Source organism: Leifsonia sp. P73 (genome assembly GCF_051059105.1).
Lineage (GTDB): Bacteria > Actinomycetota > Actinomycetes > Actinomycetales > Microbacteriaceae > Leifsonia.
Window position 1 is genome coordinate 3,951,913 of sequence record NZ_CP194931.1, and the last position, 18,500, is coordinate 3,970,412.

Consider the following 18,500-nt stretch of genomic DNA (forward strand, 5'->3'; position numbering starts at 1 on the left):
CTTCCCCGCCCTGAACGACGGAATCGAGTTCAGCGTCGACGACCTCGCCCGGATCGCCCTCGTCGGCGTTGCGGGCCGCCCCTTCGCCATCTACACACCCGTTTCGACCGCCGCGGACGCGGCAGACCTGGGAGAGCCCGGATGCTCCTGAAACTCCTCGGCCGGTATCTCCGGCCGCACTGGCCGCTGCTCATCGGGGTGGTGGTGTTCCAGCTCGCGCAGTCGCTGCTGTCGCTGTGGCTGCCGACGCTGAACGCCGACATCGTGGACAACGGCATCGCCAAGGGCGACACCGGATACATCCTCTCGACCGGCGCCGAGATGCTCGGCGTGACCATCGTCCAGATCGCGTGCTCGATCACCGCGGTGTACTTCGGCGCGAAGGTGGCCATGCTGGTCGGCCGCGACCTCCGCGGCGCGATCTTCCACCGCGTGGGCGAGTTCTCCGAGCGCGAGGTGACGCACTTCGGCGCCCCGTCGCTCATCACGCGGAACACCAACGACGTGCAGCAGGTGCAGATGCTCGTGCTGATGACCTGCACGCTCCTGGTGTCGGCGCCGATCCTCGCGATCGGCGGCATCATCCTCGCGATGCGGCAGGACCTCCAGCTCTCCTGGCTGATCGCGGTCAGCGTGCCGGTGCTGCTGATCGCCGTGAGCCTGATCATCGTCAGGATGGTCCCGCTGTTCCGGAAGATGCAGGAGCGGATCGACCGGGTCAACAGGGTGCTGCGCGAGCAGCTCACCGGTATCCGCGTGGTGCGCGCGTTCGTGCGGGAGGACGTCGAGACGGCGCGGTTCACGGTCGCCAACGACCAGGTCACCGACACCGCGATCCGGGCCGGGCGGCTGTTCGCGCTGATGTTCCCGATCGTGATGCTGGTGCTGAACGTGTCGAGCGTCGCCGTGATCTGGTTCGGCGCCTACCGCGTCGCAGACGGGTCGATGCAGATCGGCACGCTGACCGCGTTCCTGCAGTACCTCGCGCAGATCCTCATGGGCGTGATGATGTCCACGATGATGGCGGTGCTGGTGCCGCGCGCCGCGGTCTGCGCCGACCGCATCGGCGAGGTGCTGAACATGGAGCCGTCGGTGGGCGCCGTGGAGAACCCGATCACCGAGGTCTCCGCGCACGGCACAGTCGAGTTCGTCGGGGTCGGCTTCTCCTACCCGGGGGCCGAGCAGCCGGTCCTCAGCGACGTGACGTTCTTCGCGGAAGCCGGCAAGACCACCGCCGTGATCGGCAGCACCGGAGCCGGCAAGACGACGCTGGTCAACCTCATCCCGCGGCTCTTCGACGCGACGAGCGGCATCGTGCTGGTCGACGGCGTGGACGTCGCGGAGCTCGACCCCGAGCTGCTCTGGTCGCGCATCGGCCTGGTGCCCCAGAAGCCGTACCTGTTCTCCGGCACCGTCGCCAGCAACCTCCGCTACGGCAACCCGGACGCCACGGACGAGGAGCTCTGGCGTGCGCTGGAGATCGCCCAGGCGAAGGGCTTCGTGGAGGAGATGCCCGAGAAGCTGGACGGGCCGATCGCCCAGGGCGGCACGAACGTGTCCGGTGGCCAGCGGCAGCGTCTGGCCATCGCCCGCGCGCTGGTGCGCCGCCCGGAGATCTACATCTTCGACGACTCCTTCTCCGCACTCGACACCGCGACCGACGCGCGCCTGCGCAGCGCGCTCGCCCGGCACGAGGCGGAGGCGACGATGATCGTCGTGGCCCAGCGGGTGTCGACCATCGTGGACGCCGACCAGATCGTCGTCCTGGAGGACGGCCACGTGGTCGGCCGCGGCACCCACGCCGAGCTCGTGGAGACCAATCCGACCTACGCCGAGATCGTCTCGTCGCAGCTCACCGCGGAGGAGGCGGCATGACCCGCGAAGACAGCGCCCGTCGTCCCGCTCCCGCGGCCGGTGCTCCCACCACGACGCAGACTCCCATCCGAACCCCTGTCCGGCGCGGCCCGGGAGGCGGCCCCTTCGGCGGGATGACGCTGCCGGGCGACAAGTCGCTGAACTTCGGCCCGTCGGCCAAGCGGCTCGCCGCGCGGCTGCGGCCGGAGTGGATCGGAATCGTCTTCGTCACCCTCCTCGCCGTCGCCAGCGTGGTGTTCGCCGTGCTCGGGCCGAAGCTGCTCGGCAACGCCATCAACCTCGTCTTCGCCGGCGCGATCTCCGCGCACCTTCCGGCGGGAATCACCCAGCAGCAGGCCATCGCCGGGCTGCGGGCGAGCGGTCAGGGTCAGCTCGCGGACCTCATCTCCGGGATGACGCTGACGCCCGGAGCCGGCATCGACTTCACCGCCGTCGGCCACATCCTGATGTGGGTGCTCGCGCTGTACATCGCGTCCTCGCTGTTCGCGTACCTCCAGGGCTACGTGCTCAACGGGATCACCCAGCGCACGGTCTACCGGCTGCGCCAGGATGTCGAGGCCAAGATCCACCGCCTCCCGCTGACCTACTTCGACCGGATGCAGCGCGGCGAGCTGCTCAGCCGGGTCACCAACGACATCGACAACATCTCGCAGACGCTCCAGCAGACGATGAGCCAGCTGCTCACCTCGCTGCTGACGGTGATCGGCGTGACGGTGATGATGTTCGTGGTGTCGCCGCTGCTCGCCCTGATCGCGCTCATCACCATCCCGCTGACCCTCGTGATCACGATGCTGATCGCCAAGCGCTCGCAGAAGCTGTTCGTCGCCCAGTGGCGCAACACCGGCGAGCTGAACGGGCAGATCGAGGAGGCCTTCACCGGCCACTCGCTCGTGAAGGTCTTCGGCCGGCACCGCGAGGTGGAGGAGCGTTTCCGCTCCAAGAACCAGGAGATGTACCAGGCGAGCTTCGGCGCGCAGTTCATCTCCGGCCTGATCATGCCCTCGATGATGTTCGTCGGGAACCTGATGTACGTCGCCATCGCGGTGGTCGGCGGCCTCCAGGTCGCCAACGGCGCGATGCAGCTCGGCGACGTGACGGCGTTCATCCAGTACTCGCGCCAGTTCACGCAGCCGCTCACACAGCTCGGCTCGATGGCCAACCTGCTGCAGTCGGGCGTCGCCAGCGCCGAGCGGGTCTTCGAGCTGCTGGACGCCGACGAGCAGAGCGCGGACCCGGCGGAGCCCGTCGACCCGCAGGGCACCCGCGGCCGGCTGGCCTTCGAGGACGTGTCGTTCCGGTACGTGCCGGACCAGCCGCTCATCGAGGACCTCTCGCTGGTGGCCGAGCCCGGCCAGACCGTGGCGATCGTCGGCCCGACCGGCGCGGGCAAGACCACGCTGGTCAACCTGATGATGCGCTTCTACGACCTGGACTCCGGCCGGATCACGCTCGACGGTGTGGACATCGCGACGATGACCAGGCACGGCCTCCGCGAGCGGATGGGGATGGTGCTGCAGGACACCTGGCTGTTCAAGGGCACGATCCGCGAGAACATCGCCTACGGCCGGCCGGGTGCGACCGAGGAGGAGATCCTCGACGCGGCGCGCGCGACGTACGTCGACCGCTTCGTGCACTCGCTGCCGGACGGCTACGACACGGTGCTGGACGACGAGGGCTCGAACGTCTCGGCGGGCGAGAAGCAGCTGCTGACGATCGCGCGGGCGTTCCTGGCCCGGCCGAGCGTGCTCATCCTGGACGAGGCGACCTCCTCGGTCGACACCCGCACCGAGCTGCTGGTGCAGAAGGCGATGAGCGCGCTGCGCGCCGACCGTACGTCGTTCGTGATCGCCCATCGGCTCTCCACGATCCGCGACGCCGGACTCATCCTGGTGATGGAGGCGGGACGGATCGTCGAACAGGGGACCCACGCCGAACTGCTCGCCAAGGGAGGCGCCTACTTCACGCTGTACAACGCCCAGTTCGCGGCGCCGGCGGAGGAGGAGGCGTAGCCGCCTACAGGCGGGCGCGGACGGCCCTGACGCACCAGAACAGGCCGTAGGCCATCAGGCCGAGCGCGATCAGGATCAGCAGCACCACCCCGAAGGGGAGGCTGACGAGCGTCTTGAGGCTGCCGTCCAGCCCGGAGGCCTTCGAGGGGTCGAAGGTGACGGCGGCCACGACCACCAGGCCGCCGACCAGCAGCAGGGCGACGCCCTTCGCGATGTAGCCGACCCGGCCGAGGACCGTGATGGCCCCGGCCCACCGGTCCGGCGGCAGCTTCAGGTCGCGCTCGAACCGGTGCGTCGCGCCGTTGCGGATGAAGCCGACACCGACCCCGACGATGACGAGCCCGATCAGCGCCAGCACGAACACGCCGCCGGGGAGGGCGAGCAGCCGTGCGCTCGCGGTCTTCTCGCCGGACGACGAGTTGTGCCCTCCGCCCGAAGCGACCGTGATCGTCAGGTACGCGAGGCCGGCGTACACGACGGCTTTGACGACCTCGAGCGCTTTCGTGCCGGCGCCGTGCGCCGTGAACGCCACCAGCACCTGCCAGACCGCGAGCACGACCAGGCCGATCACGATCAGCCACAGCACGAACACGCCGCCGGGAACCGAGGCGACCGCCTGCAGCGCGCCGGACTGGTCGGCCTGGCCGCCGGCGCCGAACGCCACGGCGAGGGCGATGACGCCGATGAGGATGTGCAGGAGGCCGATCGAGGCCAGGCCGACGCGGGTGAGGACCCGCACGGCGGTGCTGTGCTCCAGCCGGGCGGCTGTTCGGGATGGCGAGCTCATGCCCTGCACGGTACCCGGGGTCCCAGGCCGGCGGAATCTCCGGTACCGTAGATAGCTGAGTCCGCCGCGCCATCGCGCGGCGGCGAGGATCTGAATAGCTGAATAGAGGAGGCCGGCATGGACATCGACCTCAGCGTCTTGCGTCTCATGGAGCGCGAGAAGGAGATTCCCTTCGATGAGCTGGTGCAGATCATCGAGCAGGCGATCCTGACCGCGTATCTGAAGCACACCAACCAGGCCGACCACCGCCACGGGCACAGCGACCAGCCGCCCGCCGCGCGCGTCCACCTGGACCGCAAGACGGGGCATGTCACCGTCTACGTCCCGGAGCGCGACGAGGAGGGCAATGTCATCGGCGAGGCCGAGGACAGCCCCAGCGACTTCGGCCGCATCGCGGCGTTCGCCGCCAAGCAGGTGATCAACCAGCGGCTGCGCGACATCGCGGACGACGCGGTGCTCGGCGAGTTCCGCGGCCGGGAGGGCGACATCGTCGCCGGCATCATCCAGCAGGGGCCGAACCCGCGCATGGTGCACATCGACCTGGGCAGCGTGGAGGCCATCCTCCCGCCCGAGGAGCAGGTGCCCGGCGAGGAGTACACGCACGGCTCGCGCATCCGCGTCTACGTCACGAGCGTGGCGAAGGGCCCCAAGGGCCCGTCGATCACCGTCTCGCGCACGCACCCGGCGCTCGTCCGCAAGCTGTTTGCTCTGGAGGTCCCGGAGATCGCCAGCGGCATCGTGGAGATCGTCTCGCTCGCCCGGGAGGCCGGCCACCGCACCAAGATCGCGGTGCGCGCGACCGAGCCCGGCGTGAACGCCAAGGGCGCCTGCATCGGCGAGCTCGGCCAGCGCGTGCGCGCGGTCACGGCGGAGTTGAACAACGAGAAGATCGACATCGTCGACTACTCGCCCGACCTCGCGACGTTCGTGTCGAGCGCCCTCTCGCCGGCCAAGGTGACCAGCGCGTTCGTCATCGACGAGTCGCTCAAGGCCGTGCGCGCGCTCGTGCCCGACTACCAGCTCTCGCTCGCGATCGGCAAGGAAGGTCAGAACGCCCGCCTCGCTGCGAAGCTCACCGGCGCCAAGATCGACATCCAGCCCGACTCCATCCTGGACGAGAAGTGACGCCCGAGCTGTAGGCCCGGGCCGGCCGGCGCCTGACCGCCTACGGCACGTAGGCGGCCAGTGCGGCCTGCACCCCGTCGCTCACCGCGTCGGTTCCGCCTGCGACCGTGATGTGCGCGGGCCGGATGCGCGAGAGCTGCGCGCCGACCGGGTCAGGGACGGCGCCGGGCATCGTGAGAAGCAGAGGCGCCCCTCCCGCGCCTGCTGCCGCAGAGGCGGAGAGCGCGTCCGCGAATCCCGTGCCGGAGGCGACGAACGCGGACGCTGTGCCCGCGGGGAACGCCGCGGCGACGGCGGCGCTGGTCGCGAACCGGTCGGCTCCGCTGAGCCGGGTCACCGAGCCCGTCGTGTATCCGCCCAGCTCGTGCACGACCGCATCGGAGACGGCGCTCGCACCGCCCACGACGACGATCGACTTCGGCGCCAGGCGTTGCAGCTCGGCCGCTGTCGCATCGGGGAGGACGGCCTGCGCTGTCAGCAGCAGCGGGGCGCCCGCGGTGCGGGCGGCGAGAGCCCCGGCGGACAGCGCGTCCGGGAACGTCTCACCGGAGACCACATACGCGACGGCGGGTCCGGCCGCCGCTGTGGCCCGGGAGATGGCCGCGCTGGTGGAGTACCGGTCGCTGCCCGCGACCCGGGTCACGCTCCCCGGGGTGTAGCTCGTCAACTGTGCCAGGACTGCGTCGGCGATCGCGTCGGTGCCCCCCAGCACGGCGATCCTCCCCGGATGGAGGCGCTGGAGCTCGGTCTGGACCGCCGCGGGGATCGTCGTCGGGCCCACGAGGAGCACCGGCCCGCCGGCGCGCGCTGCCGCGGGGGAGCCGCTCAGAGCGTCCGGGAAGGACAGGCCGGAGGCGATGTAGGCCACGGGCGCGTTCGCCGGGAAGGTCGCGGCCGAGACGGCGGCGCTGGTGCCGAACCGGTCGGCGCCCGAGAGCCGGCCGACCTTCTGCGCGCCGGCGGGCACGGAGTAGGCGCGCAGCGAGCCGCCCCCGTCGGTGAAGTAAAGCTTCCCGTTCACGACGATCGGGCTCTGCCAGTGCAGACCGCTCGCTCCCGCCGCGTCCGACCAGAGCTGCGTGCCGGTCGCCGGGTCCAGGGCCCGCACGCCGTTGCGCGACAGGTAGAACAGGACCCCGCCCGCGATCACCGGCGTCGTCCCGCCCACCGTCTGCGACCACACCGGCGCGAGGGAGGGCGCGCCCGCGCTCGCGGTCAGTTTCAGCGCCGAGATACCGCTGTTGTCGGCGATGAACACCCAGGAGGTGCCCGATCCGTCCACCCAGGTGGCCGGCTGGGTGAGCACCTGGCCGCCCTGGGGGACGGCGATGTTCTGCAGTTCGCCTCCCGTCGCTCCGTGCCCGGCCCCGCCGAGGGCGGACGTGTTCAGCAGGCGGATGCGCGAGTCCTTGCCGCTCTGCACGGCCAGGTGGGTCAGGGTGGACCCGGCCGGGGGTGCGACCACCTGCGGAGCGGTGCTGCCGAGGTCGAGGTCCTGCTGGTTCAGCGTCGCGTAGTTCGATGGCGTGTAGCTGTCGACGGGGCCGCCGCCTGTGCCCGTGCCGTCGGGGTTGATGGCGAGCACCGAGTCGCCCCAGTTGCGGGAGCCGTCGAAGACCGCGTTGCCGGTGGAGAAGAGGATGCGCTGCGTCCCCGGGTCCCAGACCACGCTCGGCCGCGCCCACACCGCCGACTGGACGTTTCCGCATCCTCCGGCGGCGATGTGCCCGGTGTTGTCGCTGCAGAGCGTGTTGAAGACGCGCTGAGCCCCGCTGGCGAGGTCGATCGTCGTCACGTGGCCCTGGTAGTCGCCTCGGTCGCCGGGGTACCCGCCGTTCGCGACGTAGAGGTAGGTGTGGCCGCCGGTGGAGACGATGGTGAGGGCCGGGGAGCTCTTCTCGTCGTACGGCTTGAGTGTCGCGATCTGCGGCCAGCCGCCTCCCGTGGTCTCCGTCCCGCTGCCGGTCGCATACTTGTGGACCTTGCCGTCGAGCCCGTAGCTGTACACGAAAGCCCCGCTCGGGTCGACGGCGGGCGAGGAGGTCGTGTAGCAGGGGGAGCTCCCGTTGTTGATCATGCACGACCCCGGGCCGTTCTGGTGCTTCCACACCTCGGCGCCGGTGTCGGCGTCGGTCGCGGTCACCCAGCCGTCCTTGGTCGTCGTGAAGAGGAGGTCGCGCGTGCCTCCCGCGGTGGCGACGCCCGGTTGCTCGACGGGCGGCCCGTCGGAGACGCCGGGGAGGGTGGCGGTGAACAGGGGAGCCAACGCACCGACCGTCGACGGAATGATCTGGCCCTCCGCGCTGTTGACACCGGCGTGCGTCGGACCGTTCCCGAACTGGCTCCACGCCACGGGCGCCGCCGAAGCGGGTGACGCGAGCGGCTGGGTGGCAGCCAGGGCGGCCGCGGTCAGAGCGGCGGCCGCGACGAGGTGCAGAGTGCGTCGTCGAGCGGGCAGCGCGTCATGGAGCGAAGTGTGCATGGTTCCTCCGAGGCGAAGTGTCCGCCCATCCCGGTTCAGTTGCCAGTCCTCCACGTGGAGGACAGGCCCGCGACCGATAGCCTGGAAGCACCCGCACGGACCGTCCGTTCGGAGCACACCGCGGGGAGGAGTAGGATGGAAGCCGTCAGAACGTGCATCGGATGCCGTTCTCGCGCTCCCCGGTCCTCGCTTCTGAGGGTCGTCGCCCAACAATCGGCCCTGGTGGTGGATCCGTCCGCCACGCTGCCGGGGCGGGGCGCGTGGCTGCATCCGGTCGACGAGTGCATCGAACTCGCGATCAAGCGCCGGGCCTTCGGGCGCGCGCTCCGCGTGGAGGGGGCACTCGAAACCGCGACCATCCGGTCGCAATTCATTAGAACAGGCTGAAGAAGTTGACTTCACATGAGTGACAACCGATGAGCGGCTCGAAATGAGATCCGTCCACTACTAACGCCTGCCCTGTCCGGGGTGGGCCCCAGACAGGAGAATTGTGGCTGCAAAACCACGCGTACACGAGGTCGCGAGCGAGCTCGGCGTCGACAGCAAAGTCGCGCTCGCGAAACTCAAGGAGATGGGCGAGTTCGTCAAGGGACCGTCCTCCAGCATCGAGCCCCCGGTAGCCCGCAAGCTGCGTGCCGCCCTGGAGGCTGAAGGCTTCACCGCCGACAAGGCGTCGGCCCCCAAGGCCGAGGCGCCCCGCCCGGCCGCGCCGCGCCCGCCGGCGTCGAGCGAGTCCGCCGGCCCCAAGCCGCAGGCTCCGCTGTCCGTCGCCGAGCGTCAGGCCGCCGCCGAGAAGGCGGCTGCCGAGAAGGCCGCTGCGGAGAAGGCCGCCGCCGAGAAGGCCGCTCAGGCCGCTCCCGCCGCGTCCAGCACGACCGACGCCGCCAAGCCTGCCTCGCCGCGCCCCGGCACGGCGTCCGGCTCCGGCTCCGGCAGCATCCCGCGCCCGGGCAACGCCCGCCCCGGCAACAACCCGTTCTCGTCCAGCCAGGGCATGGGCTCGCGGCCCAGCACCCCGCGGCCGGGGAACAACCCGTTCTCCAGCTCGCAGGGCATGGGCTCGCGCCCGAGCCCCGGCAACATCCCCCGTCCGGCCCCGCCGCGTCCCGGCTCGCCGCGCATCGGCGCGCCCGGCCAGGGTGGCGGCGGCAACCGTCCCGGCCAGCGCCAGGGCGGCGGCGGCGGACGTCCCGGCTTCCAGCAGCGCCCGGGCGGCGCCGGTGGCGGTGCGGCAGGCGGCGGCTTCCAGCGCCCAGGCGGCGCTCCGGGCGGCGGCTTCGGCGCGCCGCGTCCGGCCGGCGGCGGTGGCCGCGGCCGTGGACCGGGCGGCGGCACGGCCGGCGCGTTCGGTCGTGGCGGCGGCAAGTCCAAGGCCCGCAAGTCGAAGCGCGCGAAGCGCCAGGAATTCGAGATGAGGGAAGCTCCGTCGCTGGGCGGCGTGAGCGTTCCCCGCGGCGACGGCGGCACGGTCGTGCGCCTGCGCCGCGGCTCCTCCATCTCGGACTTCGCCGACAAGATCGACGCGAACCCCGCGTCGCTGGTCACCGTCCTCTTCCACCTGGGCGAGATGGCGACCGCGACCGAGTCGCTCGACGAGGCGACCTTCGCGATCCTCGGCGAGGAGCTGGGCTACAAGATCCAGGTCGTCTCCCCGGAGGACGAGGACCGCGAGCTCCTCGAGGGCTTCGACATCGACCTCGACGCCGAGCTGGAGGGCGAGTCCGACGAGGACCTCGAGATCCGGCCCCCGGTCGTCACGGTCATGGGTCACGTCGACCACGGTAAGACGCGCCTCCTCGACGCCATCCGCAACGCGAACGTCGTCGCGGGCGAGGCCGGCGGCATCACCCAGCACATCGGCGCCTACCAGGTGTGGACCGAGCACGACGACATCGAGCGCGCCATCACCTTCATCGACACCCCGGGTCACGAGGCGTTCACCGCCATGCGTGCCCGTGGTGCGCAGGTGACGGACATCGCGATCCTCGTGGTCGCGGCGGACGACGGCATCATGCCGCAGACGATCGAGGCGCTGAACCACGCCCAGGCGGCCAACGTGCCGATCGTGGTCGCGGTCAACAAGATCGACAAGCCGGACGCCAACCCGGCCAAGGTGCGCCAGCAGCTCACCGAGTTCGGTCTGGTCGCCGAGGAGTACGGCGGCGACGTCATGTTCGTCGACGTGTCGGCCCGCAACAACATCGGCATCGACGCTCTGCTCGACGCGGTCCTGCTGACCGCCGACGCAGGTCTCGACCTGCGCGCGAACCCGAACAAGGACGCACGCGGTGTCGCGATCGAGGCGAAGCTCGACAAGGGCCGCGGCGCTGTGGCGACCGTGCTCATCCAGTCCGGAACGCTGCGCGTCGGCGACGCGATCGTCGCGGGCACGGCCTACGGCCGCGTGCGTGCGATGGCCGACGAGAACGGCGACGCCGTCTTCGAGGCTGCGCCCTCCCGCCCGGTCCAGGTGCAGGGTCTCTCCAGCGTCCCGCGCGCCGGTGACACCTTCATCGTCACCGAGGAGGACCGCACCGCCCGGCAGATCGCCGAGAAGCGCGAGGCCGCCGAGCGCAACGCGCAGCTGGCGAAGGCCCGCAAGCGCATCTCGCTCGAGGACTTCACCCGTGCTCTGGAAGAGGGCAAGGTCGAGGCGCTCAACCTCATCATCAAGGGCGACGTGTCCGGTGCCGTGGAGGCGCTGGAGGAGTCGCTCATGAAGATCGAGGTCGACGACTCGGTGTCCTTGCGCATCCTGCACCGCGGCGTCGGCGCCATCACCGAGTCGGACATCGACCTGGCGACCATCGACAACGCGATCGTGATCGGCTTCAACGTCCGCCCGGACGTGAAGGCGCGCGAGCGTGCGGCCCGCGAGGGTGTGGACGTCCGCTTCTACTCGGTCATCTACAACGCCATCGAGGACATCGAGAACTCGCTCAAGGGCATGCTCAAGCCCGAGTTCGAAGAGGTCCAGTCGGGTGTGGCCGAGATCCGCGAGGTGTTCCGCTCCTCCAAGTTCGGCAACATCGCCGGTGTCATCGTCCGGTCCGGAACGATCACGCGCAACGCCAAGGCGCGCGTCATCCGCGACGGCGTCGTGGTGGGGGACAACCTCGCCATCGAGTCGCTGCGCCGGTTCAAGGACGACGTCACGGAGGTCCGTACGGACTTCGAGGCCGGTATCGGTCTCGGCAAGTACAACGACATCCAGATCGGCGACGAGATCGAGACCACCGAGATGCGGGAGAAGCCCCGCGCTTAATCGGTAGCCTGTGAGGCCCGGCGGGAGACCGCCGGGCCTTCGGCTTCCGCTCAGAACATCCCTAGGAGGACCCCATGGCCGACCCGGCACGCGCGCGGAAGCTCGCGGACAGAATCCAGGTCATCATCGCCAAGCGGCTGGATCGCGGCCTGCGCGACCCGCGGCTCGGCTTCGTGACGATCACCGACGTGCAGGTGACGGGCGACCTCCAGCACGCCACCGTGTTCTACACGGTGTACGGCACCGACCAGGAGCGCGCGGACACCGCTGCAGCCCTGCAGGCGGCGACCGGCATGCTCCGCAGCGAGGTGGGCAAGAACATCACGGCACGGCTGACGCCGACGCTGGCGTTCCAGCTCGACGCCATCCCGGAGAACGCCGCGCACATCGAGGACCTGCTGCGCCAGGCCCACGACCACGACACCCAGGTGGCGGGGCTCGCCGCCGGCGCCAGCTACGCCGGCGAGGAGGACCCGTACGTGAAGCCGCGCGAGGACGAGGAGGAGGACTAGGCTCGCCGCCATGTACGCCGTCTCGTTCTACGACCCAGACCCCGACACCACCCCGGAGCGGTTCCAGCGCGTCGTGGAGGCCTACCCGCGCCACAAGGCCTACCTGGACGCGTTCGCCGCGGAGACCGGGGACGTGCTGATGATCGGCACCTTCGGCGACCCCGGCACGCAGGGGTCGATGGCGATCTTCCGGTCGCGGGAGGCCGCGGAGCGGTTCCGCGACGGCGATCCGTTCTTCACCGAGGGGCTGGTGTACCGGTCCCGGATCCTGGACTGGAACCCGGCGGTGTTCGCGGAGTCCTGAGCCGTTCGCGAGCTCAGGGCAGCGTGTAGCCGTCGCCCTCCGCGACCGCGAGACCGTCGGCGACCAGCCCACGGAGGGCGCGGTCGCGCTGCTCGGCGTCGGGCCAGACGTCCTCCAGCTCGGCGGCGGTGACCGGGATGTGCGAGCCGCGCAGCTCGGCGAGGAGGCGGCCGCGCACCTGCCGGTCGCTGCCCTCGTACTTCTTCTGCACCGTCTTGCGCGGGCCTGCGTACGCGGGGTAGCCCGCGGCGCGCCACGCGCAGGTCGCAGCCAGGGGGCAGGCCTCGCAGCGCGGCGAGCGGGCGACGCACACGATCGCGCCGAGCTCCATCATCCCGGCGTTGAAGGCGGCGGCCGCGGGGCGGTCGTCGGGCAGGAGCGCGGTCATGGCCGCGAGGTCGCGCCGGGCGCTCGGCGGGGCGGGCTCGCCCTGGCCGTCGACGGCGCGCGCGATGACGCGACGCACGTTGGTGTCGACGACGGGATGGTGCGCACCGTACGCGAACACCGCGACGGCGCGCGCGGTGTAGTCCCCGATCCCCGGGAGCGCGAGCAACGCCTCCACGTCGTCCGGAACGACGCCGCCGTGGCGCTCGGTGATCGCGACGGCCGCGGCGTGCAGCCAGAGCGCGCGGCGCGGATAGCCGAGCGACTGCCAGGCGCGCACGGCCTCCCCGGGCTGGACGGCGGCCAGATCGGCGGGCGTCGGCCAGCGGGTCAGCCACTCCTCCAGACGCGGGACCACGCGCGCCACCGGGGTCTGCTGGAGCATGAACTCGCTGACCAGAGTGCCCCACGCTGTGAAGCCGTCGCGGCGCCAGGGGAGGTCGCGGCGGTTGGCGTGGTACCAGTCCACCACCGCCGTCGCGAACGCGTCGGGTCTGTCCGCGTCTGGCATGTATCGAGGCTACCCGGTGCTGCGGCTTATGCTCGTCCCATGATGCTGCCTCCGACGCCGCGGGTCCTCCTCCTCCGCGAGATCGTGGCGGAGGTGCGCGCGCTCACGCCGGGCGGCCGGGTGGTGGTCGCCGTGGATGGCGGCGGTGGCACCTCGGGCTTCGCCGACGATCTCGCCGTGGTGTTCCGGGAGTCCGGCGTCGACACGCACCGGGCGTCGGTCGGCGACTTCCACCGGTCACGCGCCGAGCGCACGCTGTTCGGACCGGAGACGCCCGAGCGCTTCTACCGCGACGCGTTCGACTACTCGACGCTGCAGCGGGTGCTGCTCGACCCGTTCCGGATGGCGGGCAGCACCGGGTTCCAGACGCGGGCGTTCGACGAGGTGCGGGACGCGCCGGTCGTCGCCCGGTGGGAGACGGCAGGGCCGGACGCCGTGCTGGTGATCGACGGCGAGTTCCTGCTGAGGCCGGAGCTGCGCCGGGAGTGGAACGCGTCGGTCCTGCTGGTGAACACGCCGCAGCGGGCCGTGTACGAGGAGGATGCGCGGCCGGGCGACTTCGCGACCTTCCTGGTGGACGACTCGGACCCGCAGGCGCCGGTGCGCGTCCCCCGGGCCTAGCGGCCCAGCAGCGGGGCGAGCCGGCGCGCGACGTCGGCGGGCGCGATGAACGCCTTCGTGGCCTCCACCTCGTGCACCAGGCCGGTCAGCGCCGCGTTGACCGGCGCCTCCTGCCCGCACGCGCGCGCCTCGGCGACGACCGCGCCGTTCAGGTAGTCGATCTCGCTGAGCTGGCCGCGCCGGATGCTCTGCAGCGTCGAGCCGGGGTTGGGCGTCGCCCCCATCCTGCGTCGCATCAGTAGCGGGACGACCTGCGCCAGCCAGCGCGGGGACGACGCGACGAAGCGCAGGATCCGGTCGTCCAGGCCCTGGATGCTGCCGAAGCGCACGCCGCGCGCGATACCGACGCGGACGGCCTCCTGGAGGCTCGCGGTGATGATCGGGCGCAGCTCGCGGCTGCCGAGGGTCTCCTGGGCGCTGAGGCCGGTGATGGCGGGCATGGCGTTGACCTGGTTGACCATGAGCTTGGTCCACTGGCAGCCGGTGAAGTTCTCGACCGCGAAGCTGGGCATGGCGGCGTCGAGGATGCGGGCGGCCTCCACCGCGCTCTCCGGGGGCTCGCCCTCGCCCGCGCCGAGGTAGGTGTTCGCGGTCGTGGTGACGGTGACGCGGCCGGGGGAGAGGTAGCTGGCGGCGTAGAGGGCGAGCGCGCCGACGCAGTCGGAGCCGGGGAGCAGCTCGGTCGCGACGCGCAGGCCGGCGAGGCCGTTCTGGACCACTACGACCGTGATGCCGTCGAGGAGGGCGGCGTTGTCGCGGATGGCGGCCTCGGCGTCCTGCGCCTTGGTGCAGACGAACACCAGCTCGGGACGGGTCTGGAGCCGTTCGGCGGCGGCGACCCGCGCGGTGTGGGCGCCCCAGCCGCCGTCGAGCCGGAGGCCGTTCGCGCGGATGGCGGCGAGCTGCTCGCCGCGGGCGGTGACCTCCACGAGATGACCGACGCGATCGAGCAGCGCCGCGATCGTGCCGCCGATGGCCCCTGCTCCGATCACGCCGATACGCACGCCCTCCAGCCTAGGCCGCGCGTCGATCCCGAACGAACTGACAGGACACGCCGCCTCGGCCTCGCGCGAGACGGCATGTCCTGTCAGCTAGTTCGTCAGTCGGCGAGGACGGGGGTGGGTTCGGGGGTTGCGTCGGCGGGGAGGGCGGTCTCGTCGGCCGTGTCGGCGGCGTGTGCGGCCGCCAGCTCCGCGGCGCGACGCCGGCTGGGCAGCGCGAGCGAGATGACCGCGGCCAGCGCCAGTGCTCCGGCGCCGACCCAGACGGCCGGGATGGCCGCGCTCACGTAGCCGGTCGGGGTGAGGGTCCCGCCCGCTCCGGTGAACACCGCGGTCAGCACCGCGACGCCGAGCGCGACGCCGATCTCCCGCAGCGTCGAGTTGGCGCCGGAGGCCTTCGCGTGGTCGGCCGGGCGCATGTTCGCCAGCACCGCGGTGGAGCTCGGCGCGAACACCAGGCCCATGCCGACGCCGGCCAGCAGGAACGGCGGCCACATCTGCGAGTACGGCAGGCTGGCCGACAGCGTCCCGGCGATCCAGGCCATCGCCCCGGCGAGGAACACCAGCCCGACGACGATCGGGAGGCGCGTGCCGGTGCGGCCGGAGACCAGCCCGGTGAGCGGCGCGACGACCATCGGTGCCAGCGTCCACGGCATGGTCATCACGCCGGCCTCCAGCGGGGTGTGACCCTGCACGACCTGGAGGAACTGGATGAGGATGAAGATCGCCCCGAAGATCCCGAAGCTGAAGGTCACGCCGACGAGGTTCGCGACGGTGAAGCTGCGGTCGCGGAACAGCCGCAGCGGCAACAGGGGAGCGGCAGTGCGCGACTCCCAGAACACGAACGCGATCAGCAGCGCGCCGCCGGCGATGAGCGAGAACAGCACCTCCGCGCTGTCCCAGCCCGCGTCGTTCCCGCGGACGATGCCGTAGACGAGCCCGAGCACGCCGGGCGCGGCGAGCAGCAGGCCGACGATGTCCGCGCGCACCCGGTCACCGAAGCTGTTCGGGAGGGCGAGGAGCACGAGCGGGACGGCGATGATGCCGAGCGGCACGTTCAGCCAGAAGATGGCCTGCCAGTTCCAGCCCTGCACGACCGCGCCGCCGATGAGCGGGCCGAGGGCCACGCCGAGGCCGGAGATGCCTCCCCAGATGCCGATGGCGGCCGGGCGCAGCTTCTGGCTGACGCTGCCGGCGAGCAGGGTGAGCGAGAGCGGCAGCAGCGCGGCGGCGCCCGCGCCCTGCACGGCACGCGCGGCGATCAGCATCCACGGCTCGGTCGCGAGCGCGCTGGCCGCGCTGGCGAGGGTGAAGACCACGATGCCGCCGAGGAAAACGGAGCGGCGGCCGAGCCGGTCGCCCATCCCGACGGCCATCAGCATGAGCGTCGCGAAGCTGAGCGTGTAGGCGTTGACCACCCACTGCAGCTGCTCGATGGAGGCGCTGAGGTCGCGGGCGATGACCGGGAGGGCGCTGGTGACGACCAGGTTGTCGAGGGTCGCCATGAACATCGGCAGGGAGGCCGCGACGATCGCCAGCCAGACGGGGATCCGGCGGGCTGCGCCGGGACGGGATGAGGTCATGGTCGCTTCCTGGATTGTTAGTAATCGAATGATTACAACGCACTTTAGTAATCGACTGATAACCTGTCAAGCATGACTTCGGCGATCAGTGAACGGATCCCCTCGGCCGAGCGGCGCGAGCAGATCCTCGGCGCGGCGAGCCTCGTGTTCGGGGAGCGCGGCTACTTCGGCGCGACCACGGACCAGATCGCCAAGGCGGCCGGGATCAGCCAGCCCTACGTCGTCCGGATGTTCGGCAGCAAGGAGAACCTCTTCGTGGAGGTTCTGCAGCGCGCCCTCGACAAGCTGATGGCGAGCTTCCAGTCCACGATCGACGAGTGGCGGGCGGACGGCTCGCCCGTGGGGGAGGACGGCGCGGGCGGCGAGCACCACGAGATCGGCCGCCGCCTCGGGCTGGCGTACGTGAACCTGATCGAGGACCGCGGCATCCTGCTCTCGCTCATGCAGGCGTTCGGGATGGGCAACGACGCTGTCGTCGGCGCGCGCGCCCGCGAGGGCTTCCTCGCCATCTACAAGCTGATCCGGGACGAGGTCGGCTTCTCCCCGGACGAGGCGCGCACGTTCCTCGCGGAGGGCATGCTGCTGAACACGCTGCTCGGGCTCAAGCTGCCCGCCGAGTACGGCAAGGACGTCTGCGCCACCGAGATCATCGAGTCCACCTTCCGCACCAAGCTGCAGCTGGTCCTCGACGTCGCCGGCGAGAGCGCATGACCGGCAGCGGTCTGGTCCTGGTCGACAAGCCGGGAGGCTGGACGAGCCACGACGTCGTCGCGCGCGTGCGGAGGCTGGCCGGCACCCGCAAGGTGGGCCACGCGGGCACGCTCGACCCGATGGCGACGGGGCTGCTCATCCTCGGCCTCAACTCCTCCACGCGGCTGCTGACCTACATCGTCGGCGCCGACAAGGAGTACCTGGCGACCATCCGGCTCGGCGCGACCACGACGACCGACGACGCGGAGGGCGACGTGGTCACGGAGGCCGAGCCGGCGGACGTCGCCGCAGTCTCGGACGACGCGATCGCCCGCGGCATCCTGGCGCTCACCGGCGAGATCGAGCAGGTCCCGAGCTCGGTGAGCGCGATCAAGGTGGACGGCAAGCGCGCCTACGCGCGGGTGCGGGCGGGCGAGGAGGTCGTCCTCCAGCCGCGTGCGGTGACCATCGCGGAGTTCCAGCTGCTGGCGGCCCGGCGGCTGCCCGATCCCGCGGCGCCGGTCGCGATCGAGCTCGACGTGCGCGTGGTGTGCTCCTCCGGCACCTACATCCGGTCGCTCGCCCGCGACCTCGGCGCGGGCCTCGGCGTCGGCGGCCACCTCACCGCGCTGCGCCGCACGCGGGTCGGCCCGTTCGACGTGCGGGAGGCCGGCGAACTCGATACGCTCGATCCCGCGGCGGCCCTCATCCCCGCCGCGCGAGCCGCCTCGGAGCTCTTCGAGACGCTCGAGCTGACCGAGCAGCAGGCGATCGACCTGACGCACGGCCGGCGCATCCACATCGCCGATCGGGAGGGACCGGGAGGCGGACCCGTCGCGGCCATCGCCCCCGGCGGCCACCTCGTGGGGCTCATCGAGTTCCGCGGAAAGGAAGCCAGGACCCTCGTGAACTTCCCGACGGACGAGATCGCCTCCGCATGATCGAATGGTTCGTGGCGCTGCAGGTCGGCGTCGCCGTGATCGCCGGCGTGCTCTGCTTGGTGCTCGGGTTCGCCGGCCGTGTGCCGGGCGACCTCACGATGGGCGCCGTCGCGCTGGTCGAGCTGCTGCTGATCGTGCAGCTCGTGATGGCGATCGTCGCCCCGCTGGTCGGCAACCCGCCCACCGGCAGCCTCGCCGAGTTCTACATCTACCTCATCTCGGCGCTGCTGCTGCCGCTCGCCGGCGGGTTCTGGGCGCTGATCGAGCGCAACCGCTGGAGCACTGTCATCCTGGGCGGCGTCTGCCTCGCCATCGCGGTGATGGTGTACCGGATGGGGCAGATCTGGTTCGTGCAGGGAGCGTAAGCGGCTTCCGCGCGCGCGAATAGAATCGTTAGCGATGTCCCA

16 protein-coding genes are annotated in these 18,500 nt (G+C 71.2%); 11 read left to right on the forward strand and 5 right to left on the reverse strand.

Annotated features, from left to right (window positions below):
* The first annotated feature begins 141 nt into the window (after positions 1-141).
* Positions 142-1,875, forward strand: a complete 1,734-nt coding sequence (locus tag ACQ86L_RS20325) for an ABC transporter ATP-binding protein (RefSeq protein WP_434317001.1) — start codon at positions 142-144, stop codon at positions 1,873-1,875.
* Positions 1,872-3,884, forward strand: coding sequence for an ABC transporter ATP-binding protein (locus ACQ86L_RS20330; RefSeq protein WP_434317002.1), 2,013 nt, complete (start codon positions 1,872-1,874; stop codon positions 3,882-3,884). The genes ACQ86L_RS20325 and ACQ86L_RS20330 overlap by 4 nt, the downstream gene beginning before the upstream one ends.
* A 4-nt stretch (positions 3,885-3,888) precedes the next feature.
* Here ACQ86L_RS20330 and ACQ86L_RS20335 read toward each other — a convergent pair whose 3' ends face one another.
* Positions 3,889-4,671 (reverse strand): DUF1206 domain-containing protein, encoded by a 783-nt coding sequence (locus ACQ86L_RS20335; protein ID WP_434317003.1) that lies wholly within the window; start codon positions 4,669-4,671, stop codon positions 3,889-3,891.
* 117 nt (positions 4,672-4,788) lie between these two features.
* Between ACQ86L_RS20335 and nusA the strand changes: the two genes are divergently transcribed.
* Positions 4,789-5,796 carry a transcription termination factor NusA gene (gene nusA, locus ACQ86L_RS20340; RefSeq protein ID WP_345836438.1) on the forward strand — a complete coding sequence of 336 codons (1,008 nt, stop codon included), beginning with the start codon at positions 4,789-4,791 and terminating at the stop codon, positions 5,794-5,796.
* Positions 5,797-5,836: 40 nt separating this feature from the next.
* On the opposite strand, the gene ACQ86L_RS20345 is transcribed toward nusA, so the two are convergent.
* Complete coding sequence (locus ACQ86L_RS20345; RefSeq protein ID WP_434317004.1) at positions 5,837-8,278, reverse strand: cell wall-binding repeat-containing protein; 2,442 nt, start codon at positions 8,276-8,278, stop codon at positions 5,837-5,839.
* Positions 8,279-8,413: 135 nt separating this feature from the next.
* On the opposite strand from ACQ86L_RS20345, the gene ACQ86L_RS20350 reads away from it, so the two are divergent.
* From ACQ86L_RS20350 to ACQ86L_RS20365, 4 genes are all read left to right on the forward strand, one after another.
* A complete protein-coding gene (locus ACQ86L_RS20350) occupies positions 8,414-8,665 on the forward strand; it encodes a YlxR family protein (protein WP_434317005.1) in 252 nt (83 codons plus the stop codon).
* 103 nt (positions 8,666-8,768) lie between these two features.
* Positions 8,769-11,543 carry a translation initiation factor IF-2 gene (infB, locus tag ACQ86L_RS20355; RefSeq protein WP_434317006.1) on the forward strand — a complete coding sequence of 925 codons (2,775 nt, stop codon included), beginning with the start codon at positions 8,769-8,771 and terminating at the stop codon, positions 11,541-11,543.
* A 74-nt stretch (positions 11,544-11,617) separates the two neighbouring features.
* Positions 11,618-12,055, forward strand: a complete 438-nt coding sequence (rbfA, locus tag ACQ86L_RS20360) for a 30S ribosome-binding factor RbfA (protein ID WP_434317007.1) — start codon at positions 11,618-11,620, stop codon at positions 12,053-12,055.
* A 10-nt stretch (positions 12,056-12,065) separates the two neighbouring features.
* Entirely contained in the window at positions 12,066-12,359 is a 294-nt protein-coding gene (locus ACQ86L_RS20365) for a YciI family protein (RefSeq protein WP_434317008.1), read from the forward strand.
* 13 nt (positions 12,360-12,372) lie between these two features.
* Here the strand turns inward: ACQ86L_RS20365 and ACQ86L_RS20370 are convergent, their stop codons facing one another.
* A complete protein-coding gene (locus ACQ86L_RS20370) occupies positions 12,373-13,257 on the reverse strand; it encodes an A/G-specific adenine glycosylase (protein ID WP_434317009.1) in 885 nt (294 codons plus the stop codon).
* A gap of 39 nt (positions 13,258-13,296) precedes the next feature.
* Here ACQ86L_RS20370 and ACQ86L_RS20375 point away from each other — a divergent pair, with 39 nt between their 5' ends.
* Entirely contained in the window at positions 13,297-13,878 is a 582-nt protein-coding gene (locus tag ACQ86L_RS20375; protein WP_434317010.1) for a hypothetical protein, read from the forward strand.
* On the opposite strand, the gene ACQ86L_RS20380 is transcribed toward ACQ86L_RS20375, so the two are convergent.
* Together ACQ86L_RS20380 and ACQ86L_RS20385 are read right to left on the reverse strand one after the other, a co-directional pair.
* On the reverse strand, positions 13,875-14,882 hold the full coding sequence (locus ACQ86L_RS20380) for a ketopantoate reductase family protein (RefSeq protein ID WP_434317011.1): 1,008 nt from the start codon (positions 14,880-14,882) through the stop codon (positions 13,875-13,877). The genes ACQ86L_RS20375 and ACQ86L_RS20380 overlap by 4 nt on opposite strands.
* A gap of 95 nt (positions 14,883-14,977) precedes the next feature.
* Positions 14,978-16,462, reverse strand: a complete 1,485-nt coding sequence (locus ACQ86L_RS20385) for a DHA2 family efflux MFS transporter permease subunit (RefSeq protein WP_434317012.1) — start codon at positions 16,460-16,462, stop codon at positions 14,978-14,980.
* A 72-nt stretch (positions 16,463-16,534) separates the two neighbouring features.
* Here ACQ86L_RS20385 and ACQ86L_RS20390 point away from each other — a divergent pair, with 72 nt between their 5' ends.
* The 3 genes from ACQ86L_RS20390 to ACQ86L_RS20400 are packed head-to-tail and all read left to right on the forward strand — an operon-like array spanning position 16,535 to position 18,458.
* The gene (locus tag ACQ86L_RS20390; RefSeq protein ID WP_434317013.1) at positions 16,535-17,173 is read left to right on the forward strand and encodes a TetR/AcrR family transcriptional regulator; all 639 of its coding nucleotides are present in this window, start codon (positions 16,535-16,537) and stop codon (positions 17,171-17,173) included.
* Entirely contained in the window at positions 17,170-18,093 is a 924-nt protein-coding gene (truB, locus tag ACQ86L_RS20395) for a tRNA pseudouridine(55) synthase TruB (RefSeq protein WP_434317014.1), read from the forward strand. The genes ACQ86L_RS20390 and truB overlap by 4 nt, the downstream gene beginning before the upstream one ends.
* Positions 18,090-18,458, forward strand: coding sequence for a hypothetical protein (locus ACQ86L_RS20400; RefSeq protein ID WP_434317015.1), 369 nt, complete (start codon positions 18,090-18,092; stop codon positions 18,456-18,458). The genes truB and ACQ86L_RS20400 overlap by 4 nt, the downstream gene beginning before the upstream one ends.
* The last annotated feature ends 42 nt before the right edge of the window (positions 18,459-18,500 follow it).

What these genes read in the sequence shown, in the direction of transcription:
- ACQ86L_RS20325 (WP_434317001.1), top strand. Translation starts at nt 142, where the DNA reads ATGCTCCTGAAACTCCTCGGCCGGTATCTCCGGCCGCACTGGCCGCTG.
- ACQ86L_RS20330 (WP_434317002.1), top strand. Translation starts at nt 1,872, where the DNA reads ATGACCCGCGAAGACAGCGCCCGTCGTCCCGCTCCCGCGGCCGGTGCT.
- ACQ86L_RS20335 (WP_434317003.1), bottom strand. Translation starts at nt 4,671, where the DNA reads ATGAGCTCGCCATCCCGAACAGCCGCCCGGCTGGAGCACAGCACCGCC.
- nusA (WP_345836438.1), top strand. Translation starts at nt 4,789, where the DNA reads ATGGACATCGACCTCAGCGTCTTGCGTCTCATGGAGCGCGAGAAGGAG.
- ACQ86L_RS20345 (WP_434317004.1), bottom strand. Translation starts at nt 8,278, where the DNA reads ATGCACACTTCGCTCCATGACGCGCTGCCCGCTCGACGACGCACTCTG.
- ACQ86L_RS20350 (WP_434317005.1), top strand. Translation starts at nt 8,414, where the DNA reads ATGGAAGCCGTCAGAACGTGCATCGGATGCCGTTCTCGCGCTCCCCGG.
- rbfA (WP_434317007.1), top strand. Translation starts at nt 11,618, where the DNA reads ATGGCCGACCCGGCACGCGCGCGGAAGCTCGCGGACAGAATCCAGGTC.
- ACQ86L_RS20365 (WP_434317008.1), top strand. Translation starts at nt 12,066, where the DNA reads ATGTACGCCGTCTCGTTCTACGACCCAGACCCCGACACCACCCCGGAG.
- ACQ86L_RS20370 (WP_434317009.1), bottom strand. Translation starts at nt 13,257, where the DNA reads ATGCCAGACGCGGACAGACCCGACGCGTTCGCGACGGCGGTGGTGGAC.
- ACQ86L_RS20375 (WP_434317010.1), top strand. Translation starts at nt 13,297, where the DNA reads ATGATGCTGCCTCCGACGCCGCGGGTCCTCCTCCTCCGCGAGATCGTG.
- ACQ86L_RS20385 (WP_434317012.1), bottom strand. Translation starts at nt 16,462, where the DNA reads ATGACCTCATCCCGTCCCGGCGCAGCCCGCCGGATCCCCGTCTGGCTG.
- ACQ86L_RS20390 (WP_434317013.1), top strand. Translation starts at nt 16,535, where the DNA reads ATGACTTCGGCGATCAGTGAACGGATCCCCTCGGCCGAGCGGCGCGAG.
- truB (WP_434317014.1), top strand. Translation starts at nt 17,170, where the DNA reads ATGACCGGCAGCGGTCTGGTCCTGGTCGACAAGCCGGGAGGCTGGACG.
- ACQ86L_RS20400 (WP_434317015.1), top strand. Translation starts at nt 18,090, where the DNA reads ATGATCGAATGGTTCGTGGCGCTGCAGGTCGGCGTCGCCGTGATCGCC.